The sequence below is a fragment of the Sphingobium sp. RS1 genome (assembly GCF_056156825.1).
Map to the genome: position 1 here is coordinate 218,021 of NZ_JBLZXE010000002.1, position 20,664 is coordinate 238,684.

Consider the following 20,664-nt stretch of genomic DNA (forward strand, 5'->3'; position numbering starts at 1 on the left):
GCATGGAAGGGCCACGCCATGACCATCATCGTCCATCATCTGAACAACAGCCGGTCGCAACGCATCCTCTGGTTGCTTGAGGAACTGGGCGAATCCTATGAAGTCCGCCGCTATGAGCGCGACCGCAAGACGATGCGCGCACCGGCCTCGCTCCGGGCGATCCACCCGCTCGGCCGCTCCCCGGTGGTGGAGGTGGACGGCCATCACCTGATCGAGACGGGCGCGATCATGGAGCATCTGATCGCCCGCGCCGGCTACCGCTTCGGCCCGCCCGCCGACGCGCAGGGCGCGATCCTCTACCGCCAGTTCCTTCATTATGCCGAAGGATCGATGATGCCACCGCTGCTGGCGTTGCTGGTCGTGGGCAAGCTCGGCCTGCTCGGACGTCCCGCGCGGTCAACGGTGCAGGGCATGCTGGACGATCATCTCGACTGGCTGGAGAGCGAACTGACGACGCGGCGTTATTTTGCGGGGGACGCCTTCACCGCCGCCGACATGATGATGAGCTTCCCGCTGGAGGCGTCGCGCGCACGCGGCGGCCTTGACAGCAAGCGTCCGCATCTGATCCGCTGGCTGGAAGAGATGCATGCGCGGCCGGCCTATCAGGCCGCGCTGAAAACCGGGGGACATTATGCCTACGCCTGATCGCCGCACCCTGCTGCGCTATGCCGCCGCTGGCCTTGCCACATCGCTCATCAGCCCGCGCCTGTTCGCGCAGGACAAGGCAGGCGAGGCGCTCAAATCCCTGGCCGGCGGTATCACGCCGATCGGCAAGGCCGAGCGCGCCGACCGCCTAGCCCGCGCGCAGACGATGATGCAGGCGGCCGGTATCGACGCCCTGCTGGTTGAGCCGGGCGCCAGCCTCATTTATTATAGCGGCATCCGCTGGCATCGCAGCGAGCGCGTGACCGCGCTGGTCATCCCGGCCAGCGGCACGCCTCTGGTCGTCTGCCCCTTTTTCGAGAAACCCTCGATCGACGAATCGCTGGCGATCCCGGCGGAAGTCCGCGTCTGGCAGGAACATGAAAGCCCCTATGCGCCGATCGCCGACTATCTGACCGCGAAGGGGCTGGCCAAGGGGCGCATCGGTATCGAGGAAACCGTCCGCTATTTCGCGGTCGATGGGATCAAGGCCGCGCTGCCCGCCGCAAGCCTTGTGAAAGACCCCGTCACCCGCGCCGTCCGCATGCGCAAGACGGCGGCCGAAATCGCGCTGATGCAAACGGCCGCCGACGTCACCATGGCGGCCTATCGCTGGACCTACCCACAGGTGAAGGCCGGCATGCCTCCCGCCGATATCGGCGCGCTGATGAGCGCGGCGACGAAGCAACTGGGCGGGCAGGTGGAATTCAACCTGATCCTGCTCGGCGAAGCGGCCGCCTATCCGCATGGTTCCGGCAAGCCGCAGGCGGTGCGCGCGGGGGAGGTCGTGCTGATGGACTGCGGCTGCACGGTTGAGGATTATCAGTCCGATATCAGCCGCACCTGGGTCCATGGCGCGGCGCCCAGCGCGCAGCAGCGCAAGGTCTGGAACGACGTGTCGCAGGGGCAGAAGATCGCCTTCGCCTCCGCGAAACTCGGCACCCCCGCCGGTTCGGTCGATGACGCTGTGCGTGGCTATTATGAGAAACAGGGTTATGGCCCCGGCTATGCGCTGCCCGGCCTTTCGCACCGCACTGGCCATGGCATCGGCATGGAAGGGCATGAACCGGTCAACCTCGTCCATGGCGAAACGACGAAGCTGGACGTCGGCATGTGCTTCTCCAACGAACCGGGCCTCTATCTGCCCGGCGTGATGGGCGTGCGCATGGAGGATTGCTTCCATATGACCGCACAGGGACCGGCGTGGTTCTCGAAGCCGCCGGTGTCGATTGAAGAGCCGATTGGCTGACAACCATCCGTCACCCCGGCCTTGAGCCGGGGTCCCGCTGCCTTGCGTCGGCGGGAAGAAGCGGGATCCCGGCTCAAGGCCGGGGTGACGCAGGATGTTATGGAAATAACTGAAGGAATGGCATGAGGCTCTTAGACCTATTGCGTGATGCTACAGATTGGATTGGCGATGCTGGGACTATATATGCCGTATTCCCTTGGCTTCCTGACGCGGAAGCGATCATCTTAAATCCCGCACCTGATACGACGGAAACAATTGAGCGTGACGGTCGAACATACGCCTACTTCTTGGAAACCTTCCTCATTCAGGAATTTATGGAGGGCTTGGAGGAAGGTTTGTCGGAGGAGCAAAAATGTGATCTGTTGATCCAATATGCGATGAACGACGCATAGAACCAAACCTCTCAATCATCACGACCAAATCCCCCGCTTGTGCGGCGGGCCGCTTCCCACTAAATCGCCCCCATGACCTCGACCAACGACATTCGCCGCTCTTTCCTCGACTATTTCGGGGCCAACGGCCACACCATCGTTCCGTCCGCGCCGCTGGTGCCGCACAACGACCCGACGCTGATGTTCGTGAACGCCGGCATGGTGCCGTTCAAGAATGTCTTCACGGGTCTGGAAACGCGCCCCTACAAGACCGCGACGTCGAGCCAGAAGTCGGTCCGCGCCGGCGGCAAGCATAACGACCTCGACAATGTCGGCTATACCGCGCGCCACCATACTTTCTTCGAAATGCTGGGGAATTTCAGCTTCGGCGACTATTTCAAGGAACAGGCGATCCATCATGCCTGGACCCTGCTGACGAAGGAATGGGGGCTTCCCGCCGAAAAGCTGACCGCGACCGTCTATCACACGGACGATGAGGCGTTCGACCTGTGGAAGAAGATTGCCGGGCTTCCCGACCACAAGATCATCCGCATCCCGACCAAGGATAATTTCTGGGCGATGGGCGACAGCGGCCCGTGCGGTCCCTGCTCGGAAATCTTCTACGATCATGGCGACCATATCTGGGGCGGCCCTCCCGGTTCGCCGGAGGAAGATGGCGACCGCTTCGTCGAAATCTGGAACCTCGTCTTCATGCAATATGAGCAGGAAGCCAACGAGATCGTTTCGGAACTGCCCAGACCCTCGATCGACACCGGCATGGGGCTGGAGCGCATCGCGGCCGTCATGCAGGGCGTCCACAACAATTATGACACCGACACGTTCAAGGCGCTGATCGCCGATTCCGCCGCGCTCACGAAGACCGCGAGCGATGGCGAATTTCAGGCCAGCCACCGCGTCATCGCCGACCATCTGCGCTCGACCAGCTTCCTGATCGCCGACGGCGTGCTGCCCGCCAATGAAGGTCGCGGCTATGTTCTGCGTCGCATCATGCGCCGCGCCATGCGCCATGCGCATATCATCGGCGCGAAAGACCCGCTGATGTATCGCCTCGTCTCCAGCCTCGTGTCGGAAATGGGCGGCGCCTATCCCGAACTGGTCCGCGCCCAGCCGTTGATCGAGGAAACCTTGCTGCGGGAGGAAACCCGGTTCCGCAAGACGCTGGAAAACGGCCTCAAGCTGCTGGACGAAGCGACTGTTGGCCTCAGCGAAGGCGGCACGCTGCCCGGCGAAACCGCGTTCAAGCTCTATGATACCTATGGCTTCCCCTATGACCTGACCGAAGATGCGCTGCGCACCCAGGGCCTGTCGGTCGACCGTGCCGGTTTCGACGCCGCCATGGCGGAACAGAAGGCCGCCGCGCGCGCCGCCTGGAAGGGGTCAGGCGAAAAGGCATCGGACGAAATCTGGTTCGACATCGCGGAGAAGGCCGGCAACACCGAATTCGTCGGCTATTCGTCCACCAAGGGCGAAGGCGAGGTTCTGGCCATCGTCAAGGATGGCGCGAATATTGACAGCGCGACCGCTGGCGACGTGGTGACGATCATCACCAACCAGACGCCTTTCTATGGCGAAAGCGGCGGCCAGAATGGCGATGCTGGCACCATCACGTCGCTCGCCGGACTGGTGGCCGACGTGGCTGACACGTCCAAGCCGCTCGGCCGCCTGCACGCGCATCAGGCGACGATCAACGCGGGCAGCGTCAAGCTGGGCGACACGGTCAACCTGTCGGTCGATGTCGAGCGTCGCGACCGCATCCGCGCCAACCATAGCGCCACCCATCTGCTGCATGCCGCCCTCCGCAAGGAACTGGGCGCACATGTCACGCAGAAGGGCAGCATGGTTGCGGCCGAGCGCCTGCGCTTCGACTTCAGCCATCCTGAAGCGCTGACCCATGCCCAGATCGCGACGATCGAGGCCGATGTGAACGCGGAGATCCGCCATAATGAGGAAGTCACGACCCGCCTCATGACCCCGGACGATGCCATCGCTGCCGGCGCCATGGCGCTGTTCGGCGAGAAATATGGCGATGAAGTGCGCGTTCTTTCCATGGGCCTGCCGGGCGAACCGGGCGGCAACAGCTATTCGGTCGAACTGTGCGGCGGCACCCATGTCCGCGCGACCGGCGATATCGCCCTGTTCAAGATCGTGTCGGAAAGCGCCGTGTCGAGCGGCGTCCGCCGGATCGAGGCGCTGACCGGCGAAGCAGCCCGGCTGTGGCTGATCGACCGCGACGACAAGCTGCGCCAGACCGCCGCCGCGCTCAAGACCTCGCCCGACGACGTGCCCGCGCGCATCGCCGCGCTGGTTGAGCAGAGCCGCAAGCTGGAGCGCGAACTGGCCGATGCGAAGAAGGCGCTGGCGCTGGGCGGCGGCGGTTCCGCGCAGGCGGCTGGCCCTGAAAAGGTCGGCAGTGTCGACTTCCTGGGTCAGGTTATCGACGGCCTCGACCCCAAGGAATTGCGCGGCATCGTGGACGGCAACAAGAAGACCCTGGGCAGCGGCGTGTCCGCTGTGCTGGCCGTCGTCGAAGGCCGCGCCACCATTGCCGTGGGCGTCACCGACGATCTGACCGGCACGTTCAGCGCGGTCGATCTGGTCCGCGCCGGCGTGGAAGCGCTGGGCGGCAAGGGCGGCGGTGGCCGTCCCGACATGGCGCAGGGCGGTGGTCCCGACGGCGACAAGGCACAAGCCGCGATCGATGCGGTCAAGGCTGCGCTCGCCAGCGTCCCGGCCTGAGATCGGGGCGGCGTCACGTCATGACGCCGTCCATCCCCATGCTCCGCCTGTTCCTGACATCGCTGCTGTTGGTAGCGCCTCTTGCTGCGCAGGCTGCCGAACCGGTGGTCGTTACCTCGCCCGCACCCCTGCCGGCCACGCATGATCGCGCCCGTCTGTTTCTGGGTGGCAGCATCGACATGGGCAAAGCAACCGACTGGCAGCGCGACATGATCGCGGCGCTGACCGATGAGCGGGTCGCCATCCTCAATCCGCGCCGGCCCGACTGGAACCCGGCGTGGAAGCCGGAAGCGAGCGACCCGAATTTCCGGCAACAGGTGGAATGGGAGCTGGCCGCGCTCGACAGTGCGGATATCATCATCCTCTACTTCGCGCCGGGATCGCAAAGCCCGGTAAGCCTGCTCGAAATGGGGCTGCATGCCAGGTCGGGAAAGCTCGTCATCTACTGCCCCGATGGTTTCTGGCGAAAGGGCAATGTGGATATCACGGCCGAGCGTTACGGCGCGAAGCAGGTTTCGTCCTTTGAACAACTCCTGCGGGAAGTGCGCGGGCGCATCGCGACGGTCAACCGCGCGCTCGACTGATCGCGCCTTTCTCATCAGTACCAGCTTGGGCTAAAGCCCTGTCATGGCCATCGATCTTCCCGCGCTCCTGACCGACATCACCGCCGCAATGGCCGCTGCCGACGATCGCGGCACCGTCGCCAGCTACATCCCCGAACTGGCGAAGGTCGATCCGGCGCAATTCGGTATCGCCATCGCGACGTCCGACGGGCGGATGCTGACCGGCGGGGACGCGGACACGGGCTTTTCGATCCAGTCCATATCCAAGGTCTTCGCCCTGACGCTTGCGCTGGGCAAGGTCGGCGACCAGCTATGGGCGCGGGTCGGGCGGGAGCCGTCTGGCAATGCCTTCAATTCCATCACACAATTGGAACGGGAGGAGGGCATCCCACGCAATCCTTTCATAAACGCCGGCGCCATTGTCGTGTCGGACGTGAACCTTGGTGGCCATCAGCCGCGCGTGGCGATCGGTGAGATGTTGCGCTTCATGCGCTATCTGACCGGTGACGACAGCATCGCGATCAATGAGGATGTTGCGGCGTCGGAAACCGCGACCGGCTTTCGCAACATGGCGCTCGCCAACTATATGCGCGCGTTCAACAATGTCAGGCATCCGGTCGATCTGGTGCTGGGCAGCTATTTCCACCAATGCGCGATCGAGATGAATTGCCGCCAACTGGCGCTCGCCGGTCGCTATCTCATGCTGGACGGGCGCCATCCCGACGGGGGCAGGGTGGTGTCGCCCAGTCGCGCCCGGCGTATCAATGCGCTGATGCTGACCTGCGGCCATTATGATGCGTCGGGCGACTTCGCCTTTCGCGTCGGTATTCCCGGCAAGTCGGGCGTAGGCGGCGGCATCCTGGCCATCGTCCCCGGCCGTGCCTCGATCGCGGTCTGGTCGCCGGGCCTCAACGACAGCGGCAATAGCCAGCTTGGCACGCAGGCACTGGAAATGCTGGCGCGTCGCACCGGCTGGTCGGTATTCAGCCCGCCTGAGGAAGGCGATTAAGGCACCTCGTCCGCGCGCAGGCGCCGCAGCTTGGGCGCGGTTTCCAGTTGCGCGGCTTCCTTGATCCCGACGCGCAGATCCTCGCGCGTCTGGTGGATCGACGCGATCACCGGCCCCATGGCGACGCCCAGATCGACCAGCGCCGTCTCCGCTAGTTGCAGCGAGCTTTCCAGCGTCTCCGGCACCGCATCGCTGGCCCCGGCCTTGTAGAGTTGCGCCGCATGATCGGTATCGCGCGCGCGCGCGATGATCGGCAGGTCGGGCACCCAGCCGCGCACCCGCTTCGTCACCCGCACCGACAGCACCGGGTCGTCCATCGTCAGAATGAGTGCACGGGCATGGCCCAGCCGCAACCGGTCCAGCGTTTCGGCGCGCGCGACGTCGCCAAACAGGATCGGATAGCCCAGTCGCCGGGCCTCCGCGACGACATCCGGGTCCGATTCGACCACGATGAAGCGCTGCTTGTGCATCTTGAGGAGGTCGCACACCATGCGACCCACCCGGCCAAAGCCGATGACCACAGCGGCAGCCTCCGTATGCTCCTCGGTCGCTTCAACCACCTCCTCGCCCAACGCCATTTCCAGCCGGCGGGCGATATCATGGCCGATCCGCGCCAGCAGCGGCGTGATGGTGAGGCCGATGGCGGTCACGATCTGCCAGAAGGCGGCGGTGGACGGCAGGATCAGTTGCGCGGCCGCAGCGGCCGACAGCACGATCAGGGTGGTTTCCGACGGGCTGGACATCAGCACGCCGACCTCCAGCGCCACGCCCTTGCGCGCGCCCGAGAAGTAGAGCAGCCCCGCCGTCACCAGCGTCTTGGCCAGCACCACGCCGACCACCGCCATCATCAGGCTTGGCCAGTTGGCCAGGATCACGCGGATGTCGAGGCTCATGCCCACGGTGATGAGGAACACGCCCAGCGCCAGCCCCTTGAACGGAGCGGTCATCACCTCGACTTCGCTATGATAGTCCGTCTCGGCGATCAGCAGGCCCGCGAGCAGCGCGCCCACGATCGGCGACAGGCCGGCAATCGATGTCGCCAGGCTGGATATGATGACCACCAGCAGGCTGGCCGCCAGAAACACTTCCGGGCTCTTGGTTCGGGCTGCCTGGCTGAACACATGGGGCAGGATGACGCGGCCCAGCACCAGCATGACGGCGATGGTGACCCCGCCCTTCATCAGCGTATTGGCCATTTCGCCCCAGGCGCCGTCCGGGCTGGCCGCGACGGAGGGGGCGAGGGCGCCCAGCATGAAGATGATGGGGACCAGCGCCAGATCCTCGAACAGCAGCATCGAGAAGGCCGCGCGTCCGACCGCGCTTTGGGTGCCGACCATGGGCAGCACGACGGCGGTGGATGAGAGGGCGAGCGCCAGCCCCAGCCCGATGGCGCCGGCAGTCGGCTGGCCCAGGAAATAGAGGCCCATGGCGATCAGCAGCGCGCCGCCGATCAGTTCCGCGGCGCCCACGCCGAACACCTGCGTGCGCATGGTCCACAATCTTCGGAAACTCAGTTCCAGCCCGATGGAAAAGAGCAACAGGATGACGCCCAGCTCGGCAAATGGTTCGATCGCCGCCCGGTTCGATATCGTGACATGATAGAGCCAGGGATATTGTTCCACCAGCGACCCAAGCCCAGCGGGTCCGACCGCCAGGCCGACAAGGATGAAGCCGATTACCGGGCTGATGCGGAAACGGGCAAAACCCGGAATGACAAGGCCAGCGGCCCCCAGAATGACAAGGGAGTCGCTGAAGCTGTTGGGATTGATTGCGCCGGCCATATCGGCATCATTGCGGCAACTGGCCGCAATATCCAGTCCTTTGGCAGGAAAAAGCCTGTCATCTTTGCTGGTGCGGACGATGGGACTTGAACCCATATTCCCAGGGGGAGGCGGATTTTAAGTCCGCTGCGTCTACCGATTTCGCCACGTCCGCTTGGCAGCATCGCCAGGCCGCGTCTCAGTGGCGGCTGGCGCGCGGCAGGTCAAGGGCGATCGCGCGTGACAGGTCGATCGCGATCAGCATCAACGCAATGGTGGCTTCAGGCGCCCTTGCCGTTCAGCCGTTCGCGCATTTCCTTGCCCGGCTTGAAATAGGGAACGCGCTTGGCATCCACCGGCACCTGCTCGCCTGTGCGCGGATTGCGCCCCGTGCGGGCATCGCGTGCGCGCGTGGTGAATGCGCCAAAGCCGCGCAATTCGACACGGCCGCCGGTAGACAGGCGGTCGACGATCTCCCGGAAGAAAAGATCGACGATCTTTTCCACTTCCGGCAGACTGAGGCCGGGATTTTCCTCGGCCAGTTTCTGGATCAGTTCCGAACGGATCATTGGATCTCCAGCGCCCCTCTGCTGTGCCCCTGCGCTGTTATAGATAATCCGCAAGGCGTTGACAATCGGCGAACAAGAGGGTCGTTACGTTTCCAGAAGGATGATGCGATCAAGGACATGAAAAAGCCCGCCGGACGATGGTCCGGCGGGCTTTTCTGTCACTTCGAAAGCGGAAGGGATTAGCCTTCGCTCTTCGCCTTGAGCGCTTCGCCCAGGATGTCGCCCAGCGACGCGCCGCTGTCGGACGAGCCATACTGCGCCACAGCCTGCTTCTCTTCGGCGATCTGCATTGCCTTGACCGAGAAGGTCGGCTTCTTGGCGCGGTCGAAACCGGTCACCATGGCGTCGAACTTCTGGCCGACCTGGAAGCGTTCCGGACGCTGTTCGTCGCGGTCGCGACCCAGGTCGCTGCGCTTGATGAAGCCGGCAGCGCCGTCTTCGCCAGCCTGGACTTCCAGACCGCCGTCGCGGACTTCCAGAACCGTCACGGTGACGATCGAGTTCTTGTTGAGGCCGGCAGCCGCAGCAGCGGTGCCACCAGCGGCCGGGCCGCCACGTTCAAGCTGCTTCATGCCGAGGCTGATGCGCTCCTTCTCGACGTCGATGTCGAGAACGACGGCCTGAACCGACTCGCCCTTGCGGTGCAGCGCCAGCGCGTCTTCGCCCGAAATGCCCCAGGCGATGTCCGACATGTGGACCATGCCGTCCACGTCGCCGTCCAGGCCGATGAACAGGCCGAATTCGGTCGCATTCTTGACTTCGCCTTCGACGGTCGAACCGATCGGGTGACGTTCGGCGAAAGAATCCCACGGGTTCGACTGGGCCTGCTTGAGGCCGAGCGAAATGCGGCGCTTTTCGGGATCGACTTCGAGGACCAGAACTTCGACTTCCTGGCTGGTCGAAACGATTTTGCCGGGGTGGACGTTCTTCTTGGTCCAAGACATTTCCGACACGTGGACCAGACCTTCGATGCCCGGCTCCAATTCGACGAACGCACCATATTCGGTGATGTTCGTGACGCGGCCCGACAGCTTCGCACCGATCGGATACTTGGCGGCGGCGCCTTCCCACGGATCGCTTTCCAGCTGCTTCATGCCGAGGCTGATGCGCTGGGTGTCGCGGTTGATGCGGATGATCTGGACACGGACGGTGTCGCCAATGTTGATCATCTCGTTCGGGTGGTTGATGCGCTTGTACGACAGGTCGGTGACGTGCAGCAGGCCATCGATGCCGCCCAGGTCAACGAACGCACCATAATCGGTGATGTTCTTGACGACGCCTTCGATGATCTGGCCTTCGGCCAGCGTCTGAATGAGGCCGCTGCGCTGTTCGGCGCGGGTTTCTTCCAGAATGGCGCGGCGCGACACGACGATGTTGCCGCGGCGGCGATCCATCTTCAGGATCTGGAAGGGCTGCGGAATGTCCATCAGCGGGGTGACATCGCGCACGGGGCGGATATCGACCTGCGAGCCGGGCAGGAACGCCACGGCGCCGTCGAGGTCGACGGTGAAGCCACCCTTGACGCGGCCGAAGATGACGCCTTCGACGCGGGCGCTCTCGGTGAACTCGCTTTCCAGCTTGTCCCAGGCGGCTTCGCGGCGGGCGCGGTCGCGCGACAGCATCGCTTCGCCATGGGCGTTTTCGACGCGGTCGACATAGACTTCGACTTCGTCGCCGACCTTCAGGTCAGCCTTCTGGCCCGGCGCGGCGAATTCGCGCAGCGGCACGCGGCCTTCCGACTTCAGGCCTACGTCGATGACGGCCAGGTCGTTTTCGATGGCGGTAACGGTGCCCTTGACGACGCGGCCTTCAAAGCCGCCGTCTTCACCACCGAGAGAATCATTGAGAAGCGCGGCGAAATCGTCGCGCGAGGGGAATGCCGTAGAGGCCATGGTTGGTCCTTCACTCATCATTGCTGGCCAATCGGTTGTGTCCGATGGTCTTTGGCCAAACCACGCGCAGGACCGAATATCCGGCGCGTATCCAAGGGGTTATGGTCATGAAACGCGCAAGCAAGATAAGCGAAAAGGGCGCCCGGAAACTCCGCGCGCCTTGTCGGGTCACTATTTTGAGCGACCTTCAAGCTGGGCGTCCACAAGCGCAATGGCCCTCTGGACGGCGGCGTCTATAGTCAAATCGCTCGTATCTAGCAAGTCCGCCCCCTGCGCGACCTTCAGCGGGGCATGGTCCCGGCTCATGTCGCGGGTGTCGCGCGCCTGAATGTCAGCGATCAGGCTGTCCATATCGGGATGGCCGCCATGGGACAGGGCGTCCTTGTAGCGCCGTTCCGCGCGGACATGGACGCTGGCGGTGACGAAGATCTTGGCGTCGGCATCGGGGGCGATGACGGTGCCGATGTCGCGCCCGTCCAGGATCGCGCCGCCCGGCTGGGTGGCGAAATCGCGCTGACGTTGGACCAGCGCGTCCCGCACGCTCTGATGCACCGACACGCGCGAGGCGAGGCTGCCGACGGCTTCGCTGCGCAGCGCCGGATCGGCCAGAATAGCGTCATCGAAACCGGCTGCGGCCAGCGCGTCATCCTCATGATCGGGATCGCCGCCGGCTTTCAGCACCGACAGGCCCACCGCGCGATAGAGCAGGCCAGTGTCCAGCACGGGAAGGCCGTAATGCCGCCCCAGCGCCTTGGCGATGGTACCCTTGCCCGATGCGGCGGGGCCGTCGACGGCGATGATCATGCAATCGCTCCCAGCGACCGAAGGAGGGGCAGGAAGGTCGGAAAGCTGGTAGCGACCGGGCGCATGTCGTCAATGGTGACGCCGTCCTTCGACACCAGCCCCGCCACGGCAAAGCTCATCGCGATGCGATGGTCCAGCCTGGTGGCGATCGGCCCGCCACCGGGCAGAGCCACGCCGCCGCTGCCTTCGATGATGATGCCATCTTCCAGTTCTTCGACGGTCACGCCGATGGCGCGCAGTCCCTGCGCCATCGTGGTGATCCGGTCCGATTCCTTGACGCGCAGTTCCTCCAGCCCGCGGAAGATGCTGCGCCCCTTTGCAAAGGCTGCGGCGATGAAAGCGACGGGATATTCGTCGATCATGCTGGGCGCGCGGGCCGGATCAGGCTCCACGCCCTGCAATGCGGAGGCGGTAACGATCAGGTCGCCGACCGGCTCGCCACCCACTTCGCGCGCGTTCACGACCTCGATCGATCCGCCCATTTCACGCAGCAGGTCGATCAGGCCGGCGCGCGTACCGTTGAGGCCGACATTCTCGATCGTCACCTGCGATCCCGGCACCAGCAGCGCCGCGACCATCGGGAAAGCGGCGGAAGAGGGGTCGCCCGGCACCACGATATTCTGCGGCTTGAGTTCCGCTTCGCCGACCAGCGTGATGATGCGCGTGCCGTCCGCCTGCACCTCGACATTCAGGTTCGCCCCGAAGCCCCTCAGCATGCGTTCGCTATGATCGCGGGTCGGGATCGGCTCGACCACGCGGGTGATGCCCGGCGTGTTGAGGCCAGCCAGCAATATCGCCGACTTCACCTGCGCCGACGCGACCGGCAGGGTATAGTCGAGCGGCACGGCCGGGCAGGCGCCCTTCATCGTGAGCGGCAGGCGATTCCCCGGACTGGTGGTGAAGCTGGCGCCGGTGTGCGACAGCGGCTCCGTCACACGCGCCATGGGGCGCTTGCTCAGCGAAGCGTCGCCGGTGAAGGTGGCGGAGAGGTCATGGCTGGCGAGCAGGCCCATCAGCAGGCGGGTCGAGGTGCCGCTATTGCCCATGTCCAGTGCGGTTTCCGGCTGGAGCAACCCGCCCACGCCGACGCCATGGATATGCCACACGCCATCCTCGTCGCGCTCGATCGTCGCGCCCATCGCCCGCATGGCGGCGGCAGTGGCCAGCACATCCTCGCCCTCCAGCAGGCCTTCGACCCGACTTTCGCCGATCGCCAGCGCCGACAGCATCAGCGAGCGGTGGGAAATGCTCTTGTCGCCCGGCACGGTAACGCGGCCGGACAAAGCGGGCGCGGCGGTGAAGGTGCGGGGGGTGGGGGTATCGCTATGCTGGGTCACGGGATGTCCGTTGTCATGGAACCGAAAAAATGCGAGCGGCTTTTGACAGCGCGATCCCGCTATGGCAAGGCGCCCGACGTTTCGCGGGCAACCTGTGCGTTGCGCCGCGTGATTTCTGTTTGAAGCATCGAAGAAGGAACAGGCCGGACATGGTGAAGGCTGAATGGGGCACGAAGCGGACCTGCCCGAAATGCGCGACTCGCTTCTACGACCTGGGCAAGGACGATCCGGTAACCTGCATCAATTGCGGCAGCGCCTGGGAGCCGGAACCGGTGCTGAAGTCGAAGCAGCCGCTTCCCTATGAAGAAGCGCCCAAGAAGGTGATCGAGACAGCCGACGGCGAGTTGGAAACGGCCGATGACGATCTGGACATCGACGTCGATGACGACGGTGATTCGCCGGATAATGACGTCGATCTGGGCGGTGACGACGACCTGGGCGTCGACGCTGGCAACGACGACGACAACGACGACAATTAATTGAAATTTCTGCTTGCCAACGGGGTCGGACGACCCTAGAGGCAGCGACCTCCGAAGCGCCGGACCCAAGCGGCGCTTCACTGGTACGGGGCCTTAGCTCAGCTGGGAGAGCGCCTGCATGGCATGCAGGAGGTCAGCGGTTCGATCCCGCTAGGCTCCACCAATTTTTCGGAACCAGAAAATGTCCACGGGACATTTTTCCGAAAAATTCCCGAACGCAAGTGAGGGGATAGACGTTGAGGATCATAACTGATCTGGACGTCATACATGCGACCGACGGCATATGCCGGACATGGTCCGACCAAAGGGTCGCGGCATCGCCGCGACAGGATGGGGCCTTAGCTCAGCTGGGAGAGCGCCTGCATGGCATGCAGGAGGTCAGCGGTTCGATCCCGCTAGGCTCCACCAATTTTCAAAGAAATTTGGTGCGACGACATAGACCGGTTTGGAGCCGTGATCGTTATGGCCTTTCCTGGCATTGGCCGGGTTTCTGCATCCGGGATTGTCCGGGGATTATCGCCGCTCAATCGCGGCGGCGGCTAACGACCAGAGGTGGACGTCCGGCGGTCATTTTGACCTGCCCCATAGCCGTCACCCCAGCAAAGGCTGGGGTCTTAAGCGGAGACAGAAAGAGGCCGGCCGCCTAGCGCTATCCGTTTACGGAACGTGCGCCTGCCTGAGATGCCAGCCTCCGCTGGCATGACGGTTGAAGATCAAGGGAAGGGACAGAGGTCCGCTCCCGACCATTTGCGGACAATCTGTGCTCCTGCGAAAGCAGGAGCCTAGGGGCGGTCTAGCGCTTCTTTGCCCTGGGTTCCTGCCTTCGCAGGAACACGGCTGAGTTAAAACTCAACCGCCCGCTCATCACCCATTTCACCCATCAAGACAGCGTCGTCAGCCGCTCACGCTCACAAAGCTATCCATCACCCTTTTGCGCCCGGCCGTTTCGAAATCGATCTCCAGCTTGTTGCCCTCGATCTCCGCGACGGTGCCGTAACCGAACTTCTGGTGGAACACGCGCAGCCCGACGCTCATGTCGCTGCGGCCCTTGTTGCCCAGCGATACAGCCGATGCCCGCGCCTCCACGATTCGCACCGGCTCCTTGCTGAACTGTCCGGTCGACTGCGCCCGTTGCCAGCCCGGCCCACGGCCGCTGCCGCGCGCGACATTGGCGAAGGGGTCGTCCCGTTCCGACCAGTTGGCGCGCCACAGCGACGCGCCGCCCGACATGCTGCTTTCCGATTCGACATGTTCGGGCGGCAATTCGCCGACGAATCGTGACGGGATGCTGCTGGTCCACTGGCCGTAGATGCGGCGGTTGGCGGCGTGCAGGATGGTGCAGCGCTTGCGCGCCCGCGTGATCGCCACATAGGCGAGGCGGCGCTCCTCTTCCAGGCTGTTGAGCCCGCCTTCGTCCAGCGCCCGTTGCGACGGGAAGATGCCTTCCTCCCAGCCCGCCAGGAACACCGTGTCGAACTCCAGCCCCTTGGCGGCATGGATGGTCATGATCGTGACCTTGGCGGCTTCCGACTGCGCCTCATTGTCCATAACGAGGCTGACATGCTCCAGAAACGCGCCCAGCGTCTCATATTCTTCCATCGCGCGGGTCAGTTCGGTCAGGTTTTCCAGCCGCCCGGCGCTTTCGGTCGTGCGCTCCGCCTGCAACATCGCGGTATAGCCGCTTTCGTCCAATATCTGCCGCGCCAGCTCCGCATGGGGCAGTTGCGCCGCCCGATCGCGCCAGCGCGCCAGATCGCCCACGAAATTGCCCAGCGACCGCCGTGCCTGCGGCGTCAGTTCGTCGGTGTCGAGTATCCGCGCCGCCGCCAGCGTCAGCGGGATACCTTCCGCCCGCGCCAGCCGGTGCAGCTTCTCCACCGCCTTGTCGCCCAACCCGCGCTTGGGCACATTGACGATCCGCTCGAACGCCAGATCGTCGGCCGGCTGGTTGACGAGCCGCAGATAGGCCAGCGCGTCGCGGATTTCCGCCCGCTCATAAAAGCGAAAGCCGCCGACGATGCGATAGGGCAGGCCGATCTGGATGAACCGGTCTTCGAACTCGCGGGTCTGATGCTGGGCGCGGACGAGGATCGCGACCTCGTCCAGCGATCCGCCCTTGCGCTGCACCGATTCGATCTCGTCGCCGATGCGCCGGGCTTCTTCCGGCCCGTCCCATACGCCGACCACCTGTACCTTTTCACCAACGTCGATATCGGTCCACAGCGTCTTGCCGAGGCGATTGCCATTTTCCGCGATCACCCCGGATGCCGCGCCTAGGATATGCGGCGTGGAGCGATAATTCTGCTCCAGTCGGATGATGGTCGCGCCCGGAAAATCCTTTTCGAACCGTAGGATATTGGCGACCTCTGCGCCGCGCCATGAATAGATGGACTGGTCGTCATCGCCGACGCAGCAGATATTCTTGCGCGTCTGGGCCAGCAGCCGCAGCCACAGATACTGGCTGCTATTGGTGTCCTGATATTCGTCCACCATGATATAACGGAACCGCTGCTGATATTGCTCCAGCACGTCGCGATGCGTCTTCAAAATCGTGAGAGCATGGAGCAGCAAGTCACCGAAATCGCATGCATTCACGTCGCGCAGCCGCGCCTGATAGGCGGCATAGAGCTTCTGCCCCTTGCCATGGGCATAGCCCTCCGCTTCGCCTGCGCCGACATCGGCCGGGGTCCAGCCCTTATTCTTCCACTGGTCGATCAGGCCCGCCAGTTGCCGCACCGGCCAGCGCTTCTCGTCAATCCCTTCTGCCTGCACCAGTTGTTTCAGCAGTCGCAACTGGTCGTCGGTGTCGAGGATGGTGAAATTGGATTGCAGCCCGACCAGTTCGGCATGGCGCCGCAGCATCTTGGCGGCGATCGCGTGGAAGGTGCCCAGCCAGGGCATCCCCTCCACCGCGTCACCGATCATCCGGCCGACGCGGGCACGCATTTCGCGCGCCGCCTTGTTGGTGAAGGTCACCGCCAGAATTTCGGACGGCCAGGCCCGCCGCGTCCCGATCAGATGCGCCAGCCGCGCGGTCAGCGCTGCCGTCTTGCCCGTCCCCGCGCCGGCCAGCACCAGCACCGGACCTTCCGTGGTCAGCACCGCCTCGCGTTGCGGTGGGTTCAGCCCGTCCAGATAGGGCGGATCATTGGGGGAGGGAGCAGGCACGGTCATGATCGATCAACTAGGCATGGGAAGGGGCGGGGGCAAGGGCATGGCCCTTGCAGCGACCGTCCTTCTATGAGAACAAAAGGCGAATCATGCAAGGGAGCAACAGAGATGCTGACGGGACGATGCCAGTGCGGGGCGATCCGCTATGAAGCGAGCGGCGACCCGGCCTATAGCGCGCTGTGCCATTGCAGGGATTGCCGCGCCAGCGCCGGCGCGCCGATGGTCGGCTGGGCGCTGTTTCCGGAAGATGCGGTTAAGATCGAAGGGACGGCGGTACGTTACCAGTCGTCGGAAAACGCCACGCGCCATTTCTGCGGCACCTGCGGCACCGGCCTTTTCTACACCAATCCGGTCGTCTTTCCCGGTGCGATCGATATCCAGACGGGCACGCTGAACGATGCCGACGCCTTGCCGCCCCAAGCGCGCATCCAGATGGCGGACGCCCCTTCATGGGTAGAAAGGGCACATGAACTGCCTGCCTTCGCCCGTTATCCCGAAGGACCATAAACAGGAGCGACATTCATCCGGTCGCAGCCATGCCTCGTTTCGTCGTCGGGACGGAACGGGCCTGTCACGATCCCGGTTTTTGCTCCGAACGGGGTGAGAACATAGGAAAGGATGATCCCGATGAAATCCATCATGCTCGCAAGCGTCGCGATGCTTAGCTTCACCGCCCCTGGCGGCATGGCCGTTGCGCAAGATATGCCTGCGCCCGCCAGCCAACCGCCCGGTGACGCCATGACGCCCCCGGAACAGCCTGCGCCCGCCGATCCGGCCGCTACGCCGCCATCGGCGCCGGTCGCTCCCGCTACACCTGCTGCGCCGACGCCACCCTCTGCCCCTATGCCACCACAGGCTGATCCCAATGCCGGGCAGCCGACCGGCGCCGTTCCGGCCGATCCGGGCATGGTTCCCGCGCCGGCTGGCGTACCGAACGATCCATCCGCGCCGGTCGGTTCGTCGTCCAATCCGGTGACTGTGGGCGGTAACATGACGCCGCCGCCGACCGATGCGAAGGATTATCCGGTCTGTACGCGCACCGTGCAGGACAGCTGCGTCAATCGCGGTGAAGCGCCTAAGGGTCGCAAGCGTTGATGGGTTGAGCGTCGGCGGCGGGGCTGGGCAGGGCGGCGATCAGCGCCGCCAGTCCGGCCCGGTCGCGCGCCGCATCGGCCAGGCTGTAACGATCCAGCACCGTCAGAAAGGCGTGGGTCGCTTCCGTCAATATGGCGGTCAGGCCGCACGACCGGCGGATTGCGCATGTTGCGCAGTCCGCCATTTTCATGTCCGGCTCACTATGACGCACCACCGCGCCGATGCTGATATCCGCCGCCGCGCGCGCCAGTCCGAAGCCGCCGCCGCGGCCGCGCTGCGTATGGATGAAGCCGCCCTGCGCCAGATGATGCACAACCTTCATCAGATGATTGCGCGATAATCCGTACCCGTCGGCGATCTCAGGGATCGTCGCTCGTCCGGACGGCGCGGCGGCGAGGTGGATCAGCACGCGCAGCGCATAGTCGGTATGGCGGGTCAATTGCATGGTTTTTGCGATAACGGGGTGCTGCTTGGCTTTCAAACATATATTCTATTTACACCTTAAAAGATGCAAATTAAATACATCTTATCGACTCGGAAAAAGGTCAATCAGATGTCCAACTCGCTGTCTCAAACCACCATCGCCATCGTGAAATCCACCGGTCCCGCGCTGCGCCAGCACGGCGTCGCCATTACCACGGCCATGTATGCCCGGCTGTTTCAGGATGAAGAGGTGAAGGCGATGTTTGACCAGACCGCACAGGATAGCGGCGAGCAGCCGAAACGGCTGGCTGCGGCGATCCTGGGCTATGCGGAAAATATCGATCGGCTGGAGGCGCTGGGCGGGGCCGTCGCGCGCATGGTCGCGCGCCATGTTCAGACCGGGGTGAAGCCAGACCATTATCCCAAGGTCGCCGCCGCCCTGCTGCCCGCCATCCGCGATGTACTGGGTGAGGAGGTCGCAACCGATGACGTGCTGGCCGCCTGGGCCGAAGCCTATCAGTTCCTCGCCGATATCCTTATCGGCGAAGAAGCGAAGGCCTATGCGCAGGCTGCCTGATCTCAATGGGGCGGAAGGTTCAGTCCTCAGCCCGTAACAAGGTGATCCGGGCCTTGCCGACATCGCGCACCGCGTCGACGGCAAAGCCTTTTACCGCCACATCCTCGCGCCGGTCCGTTTCGATGCTGATCCAGCTGGCCGCGCTGGTCCAGCCCAGCCGCGCCAGCTTGTCCAGTGCCACCTGACCCGCGCCGGTGCCATAGGGCGGGTCCATGAAAATGAGATCCAGTGGCTTGGGCGCCGATCCCAGCGCCAGCACGCTGGACGCACGGACATCCGGGCGGATGCCCAGCCGGTCGCCATTGGCACGGATGGCGTCCAACGCCGCCTTGTCCTGCTCCACGAACAGGCAGGATGCGGCGCCGCGCGACAACGCCTCGAAACCCAGCGCGCCCGACCCGGCGAAGAAATCGCCCACGGCCAGCCCCTCGAACGATCCGATGCGGCTGAGTAGCATGGAAAACAGCGTCTCGCGCGTCCGGTCGCCGGTAGGGCGGGTGGCGTCGCCCTTGGGCGCGGTCAGCGGCCGCCCGCGCCATTGGCCCGAAATGATCCTCATTCGCCTTCGGCCTTTCCGGCTTTCTTCAATGCGCCGCGGAACTGGGCCAGGTCATGCTGCCGCACTTCCTCGACCGCGCCGACCGGCAGTTCGCCCAGATGGAACGGGCCATAGCTGGTGCGGATCAGCCGGTTGACCTTCAGGTCCAGATGTTCGAGCACGCGGCGTACTTCGCGGTTCTTGCCTTCGGTCAGGGTCATTTCGATCCACTGGTTGCGGCCGGTGCGCCGTTCCAGATTGGCCTCGATCGGACCGTAGCGAATGCCGTCAATCTCCAGCCCGTCGAACAGGTCTTCCAGTTGCTGCTGGGTCACCTCGCCAAAGGCGCGGGCGCGATAGGTGCGCGGCACGCCGGTCGCGGGCAATTCCATCTCGCGCTTGAACCCACCATCGGTGGTCAGCAGCAGCAGCCCTTCGGTGTTCATGTCCAGCCGGCCGATCGGCATCACGCGCGGCAGGTCGGCGGGCAGGCGATCGTAGATGGTCGGTCGCCCGGCCGGATCGCGCTCGGTCGTCAGATAGCCGACCGGCTTGTGGAACAGGAACAGGCGCGTGGGTTCCGGTGCGGCGATCGCAACCTCATCCACCGTCACGCCATGCAATGACGTCAACAGCGTCGCAGGCGTATCGATCACCACGCCATCCTTGGCGATTCGCCCTTCCTCGATCATCCGCTCGATTTCACGGCGGGAGGCAACGCCGGCACGGGCCAGCAGCTTGGCGATGCGCTGCGGCTCGCCCTTGCCGTCGCTGGCGGCGGCATGGGCCGGATGCGGATTGGTGGTCGGTGTCGGCCCTTTCCCGCGCGGACGGCGCGGCGGATAGGATTTGACGACGTCGTCGCGCGGACGGTCGGGACGGCTGCGCTCCTGGCGCGGGCTGTCAGGGCGATCGGGCCGCACGCGCTCCTGCCGTGGGCTATCCGGGCGGGTTGCGGCGCGAGCACGCTCCTGCCGCACGCCATTCGGGCGGAAACCATCGCTGCCGGAGCGTTCTGTTCTGGGGCGTTCGCTCCGTTCGCTCTCCACGCGCGGACCACGCGGCTTGGCCGTCGTGTCGCGCGGGCCAGTGCCACGTACGGCACGCGCAGCGCTGTCGGCCCGGCTCCGATCGGGCCGTTCGCCGCGTGGACGCTCCGACTGGCTGTCGCCGCCCTTGTAAAAGCGTGGCTTGGCATCGGCCCGCTCGGCATCCCGGCCAGCCCCGCGATCCGGCGAAGCGCCAAAACGCCGCCCCGATCCGCCCTGGCCCGATCCGCCCTGGCCTGCTCCACCCCGGCCAGGACCGGTCGGGCGTTTCGGGCCGCCTGGTCCTCCCCGGCGGGGCGGTCCTGATTTTTTCGGCGGTTGCAAGATCGGGTTCCTTTTCATGAGCACTGGCCATTCCCATATGGGACAAAAGCCAGCA

At 64.5% G+C, this 20,664-nt stretch carries 19 protein-coding genes and 3 tRNA genes; 12 read left to right on the top strand and 10 right to left on the bottom strand.

Going from position 1 to position 20,664, the window contains the following annotated elements; genetic code table 11:
* Positions 1–18: 18 nt before the first annotated feature.
* The 6 genes from ACNHGR_RS02710 (at position 19) to ACNHGR_RS02735 (ending at position 6,591) form a co-directional block, all read left to right on the top strand.
* Positions 19–645 carry a glutathione S-transferase family protein gene (locus tag ACNHGR_RS02710; RefSeq protein WP_475284013.1) on the top strand — a complete coding sequence of 209 codons (627 nt, stop codon included), beginning with the start codon at positions 19–21 and terminating at the stop codon, positions 643–645.
* A complete protein-coding gene (locus ACNHGR_RS02715) occupies positions 632–1,891 on the top strand; it encodes a M24 family metallopeptidase (RefSeq protein WP_475284014.1) in 1,260 nt (419 codons plus the stop codon). Before ACNHGR_RS02710 ends, ACNHGR_RS02715 begins: the two co-directional genes overlap by 14 nt.
* Before the next feature lie 122 nt (positions 1,892–2,013).
* Positions 2,014–2,283 (top strand): hypothetical protein, encoded by a 270-nt coding sequence (locus tag ACNHGR_RS02720; RefSeq protein WP_475284015.1) that lies wholly within the window; start codon positions 2,014–2,016, stop codon positions 2,281–2,283.
* Between the two features lie 72 nt (positions 2,284–2,355).
* Positions 2,356–5,019: an alanine--tRNA ligase gene (gene alaS / locus ACNHGR_RS02725; protein ID WP_475284016.1), complete on the top strand. Its 2,664-nt coding sequence runs from the start codon at positions 2,356–2,358 to the stop codon at positions 5,017–5,019.
* A gap of 20 nt (positions 5,020–5,039) precedes the next feature.
* Entirely contained in the window at positions 5,040–5,603 is a 564-nt protein-coding gene (locus ACNHGR_RS02730; RefSeq protein ID WP_475284017.1) for a nucleoside 2-deoxyribosyltransferase domain-containing protein, read from the top strand.
* A gap of 43 nt (positions 5,604–5,646) precedes the next feature.
* Positions 5,647–6,591: a glutaminase gene (locus ACNHGR_RS02735; protein WP_475284018.1), complete on the top strand. Its 945-nt coding sequence runs from the start codon at positions 5,647–5,649 to the stop codon at positions 6,589–6,591.
* On the opposite strand, the gene ACNHGR_RS02740 is transcribed toward ACNHGR_RS02735, so the two are convergent.
* From ACNHGR_RS02740 to aroA, 6 genes are all read right to left on the bottom strand, one after another.
* Complete coding sequence (locus ACNHGR_RS02740) at positions 6,588–8,372, bottom strand: cation:proton antiporter domain-containing protein (RefSeq protein ID WP_475284019.1); 1,785 nt, start codon at positions 8,370–8,372, stop codon at positions 6,588–6,590. The genes ACNHGR_RS02735 and ACNHGR_RS02740 overlap by 4 nt on opposite strands.
* A 68-nt stretch (positions 8,373–8,440) precedes the next feature.
* Positions 8,441–8,526: transfer RNA gene (locus tag ACNHGR_RS02745), tRNA-Leu, on the bottom strand.
* A gap of 106 nt (positions 8,527–8,632) precedes the next feature.
* Positions 8,633–8,920: an integration host factor subunit beta gene (ihfB, locus tag ACNHGR_RS02750; protein WP_475284020.1), complete on the bottom strand. Its 288-nt coding sequence runs from the start codon at positions 8,918–8,920 to the stop codon at positions 8,633–8,635.
* Between the two features lie 179 nt (positions 8,921–9,099).
* Positions 9,100–10,812, bottom strand: a complete 1,713-nt coding sequence (rpsA, locus tag ACNHGR_RS02755) for a 30S ribosomal protein S1 (protein ID WP_184271596.1) — start codon at positions 10,810–10,812, stop codon at positions 9,100–9,102.
* Between the two features lie 171 nt (positions 10,813–10,983).
* Positions 10,984–11,616, bottom strand: a complete 633-nt coding sequence (gene cmk, locus ACNHGR_RS02760; protein ID WP_475284021.1) for a (d)CMP kinase — start codon at positions 11,614–11,616, stop codon at positions 10,984–10,986.
* Complete coding sequence (gene aroA / locus ACNHGR_RS02765) at positions 11,613–12,953, bottom strand: 3-phosphoshikimate 1-carboxyvinyltransferase (RefSeq protein WP_475284022.1); 1,341 nt, start codon at positions 12,951–12,953, stop codon at positions 11,613–11,615. The genes cmk and aroA overlap by 4 nt, the downstream gene beginning before the upstream one ends.
* A gap of 149 nt (positions 12,954–13,102) precedes the next feature.
* Between aroA and ACNHGR_RS02770 the strand changes: the two genes are divergently transcribed.
* The 3 genes from ACNHGR_RS02770 (at position 13,103) to ACNHGR_RS02780 (ending at position 13,840) form a co-directional block, all read left to right on the top strand.
* Positions 13,103–13,432 (top strand): TIGR02300 family protein, encoded by a 330-nt coding sequence (locus ACNHGR_RS02770; RefSeq protein ID WP_184271605.1) that lies wholly within the window; start codon positions 13,103–13,105, stop codon positions 13,430–13,432.
* A gap of 87 nt (positions 13,433–13,519) precedes the next feature.
* Positions 13,520–13,595: transfer RNA gene (locus tag ACNHGR_RS02775), tRNA-Ala, on the top strand.
* Between the two features lie 169 nt (positions 13,596–13,764).
* Positions 13,765–13,840: transfer RNA gene (locus ACNHGR_RS02780), tRNA-Ala, on the top strand.
* 486 nt (positions 13,841–14,326) lie between these two features.
* Here ACNHGR_RS02780 and ACNHGR_RS02785 read toward each other — a convergent pair.
* Positions 14,327–16,606 (bottom strand): ATP-dependent helicase, encoded by a 2,280-nt coding sequence (locus ACNHGR_RS02785; protein ID WP_475284023.1) that lies wholly within the window; start codon positions 16,604–16,606, stop codon positions 14,327–14,329.
* Between the two features lie 105 nt (positions 16,607–16,711).
* Here ACNHGR_RS02785 and ACNHGR_RS02790 point away from each other — a divergent pair, with 105 nt between their 5' ends.
* Positions 16,712–17,110, top strand: coding sequence for a GFA family protein (locus tag ACNHGR_RS02790; RefSeq protein WP_475284024.1), 399 nt, complete (start codon positions 16,712–16,714; stop codon positions 17,108–17,110).
* Positions 17,111–17,230: 120 nt separating this feature from the next.
* Positions 17,231–17,698, top strand: coding sequence for a Fe-S oxidoreductase (locus tag ACNHGR_RS02795; RefSeq protein WP_475284025.1), 468 nt, complete (start codon positions 17,231–17,233; stop codon positions 17,696–17,698).
* Here the strand turns inward: ACNHGR_RS02795 and ACNHGR_RS02800 are convergent.
* Positions 17,679–18,143 (bottom strand): RrF2 family transcriptional regulator, encoded by a 465-nt coding sequence (locus ACNHGR_RS02800; protein WP_475284026.1) that lies wholly within the window; start codon positions 18,141–18,143, stop codon positions 17,679–17,681. The two genes, ACNHGR_RS02795 and ACNHGR_RS02800, sit on opposite strands and share 20 nt — an antisense overlap.
* Positions 18,144–18,251: 108 nt before the next feature.
* Here ACNHGR_RS02800 and ACNHGR_RS02805 point away from each other — a divergent pair, with 108 nt between their 5' ends.
* The gene (locus ACNHGR_RS02805; RefSeq protein ID WP_475284027.1) at positions 18,252–18,698 is read left to right on the top strand and encodes a globin domain-containing protein; all 447 of its coding nucleotides are present in this window, start codon (positions 18,252–18,254) and stop codon (positions 18,696–18,698) included.
* A gap of 19 nt (positions 18,699–18,717) precedes the next feature.
* Here ACNHGR_RS02805 and rsmD read toward each other — a convergent pair whose 3' ends face one another.
* Entirely contained in the window at positions 18,718–19,257 is a 540-nt protein-coding gene (gene rsmD / locus ACNHGR_RS02810) for a 16S rRNA (guanine(966)-N(2))-methyltransferase RsmD (protein WP_184271628.1), read from the bottom strand.
* Positions 19,254–20,627 (bottom strand): pseudouridine synthase, encoded by a 1,374-nt coding sequence (locus ACNHGR_RS02815; protein ID WP_475284028.1) that lies wholly within the window; start codon positions 20,625–20,627, stop codon positions 19,254–19,256. Before ACNHGR_RS02815 ends, rsmD begins: the two co-directional genes overlap by 4 nt.
* Between the last annotated feature and the right edge of the window lie 37 nt (positions 20,628–20,664).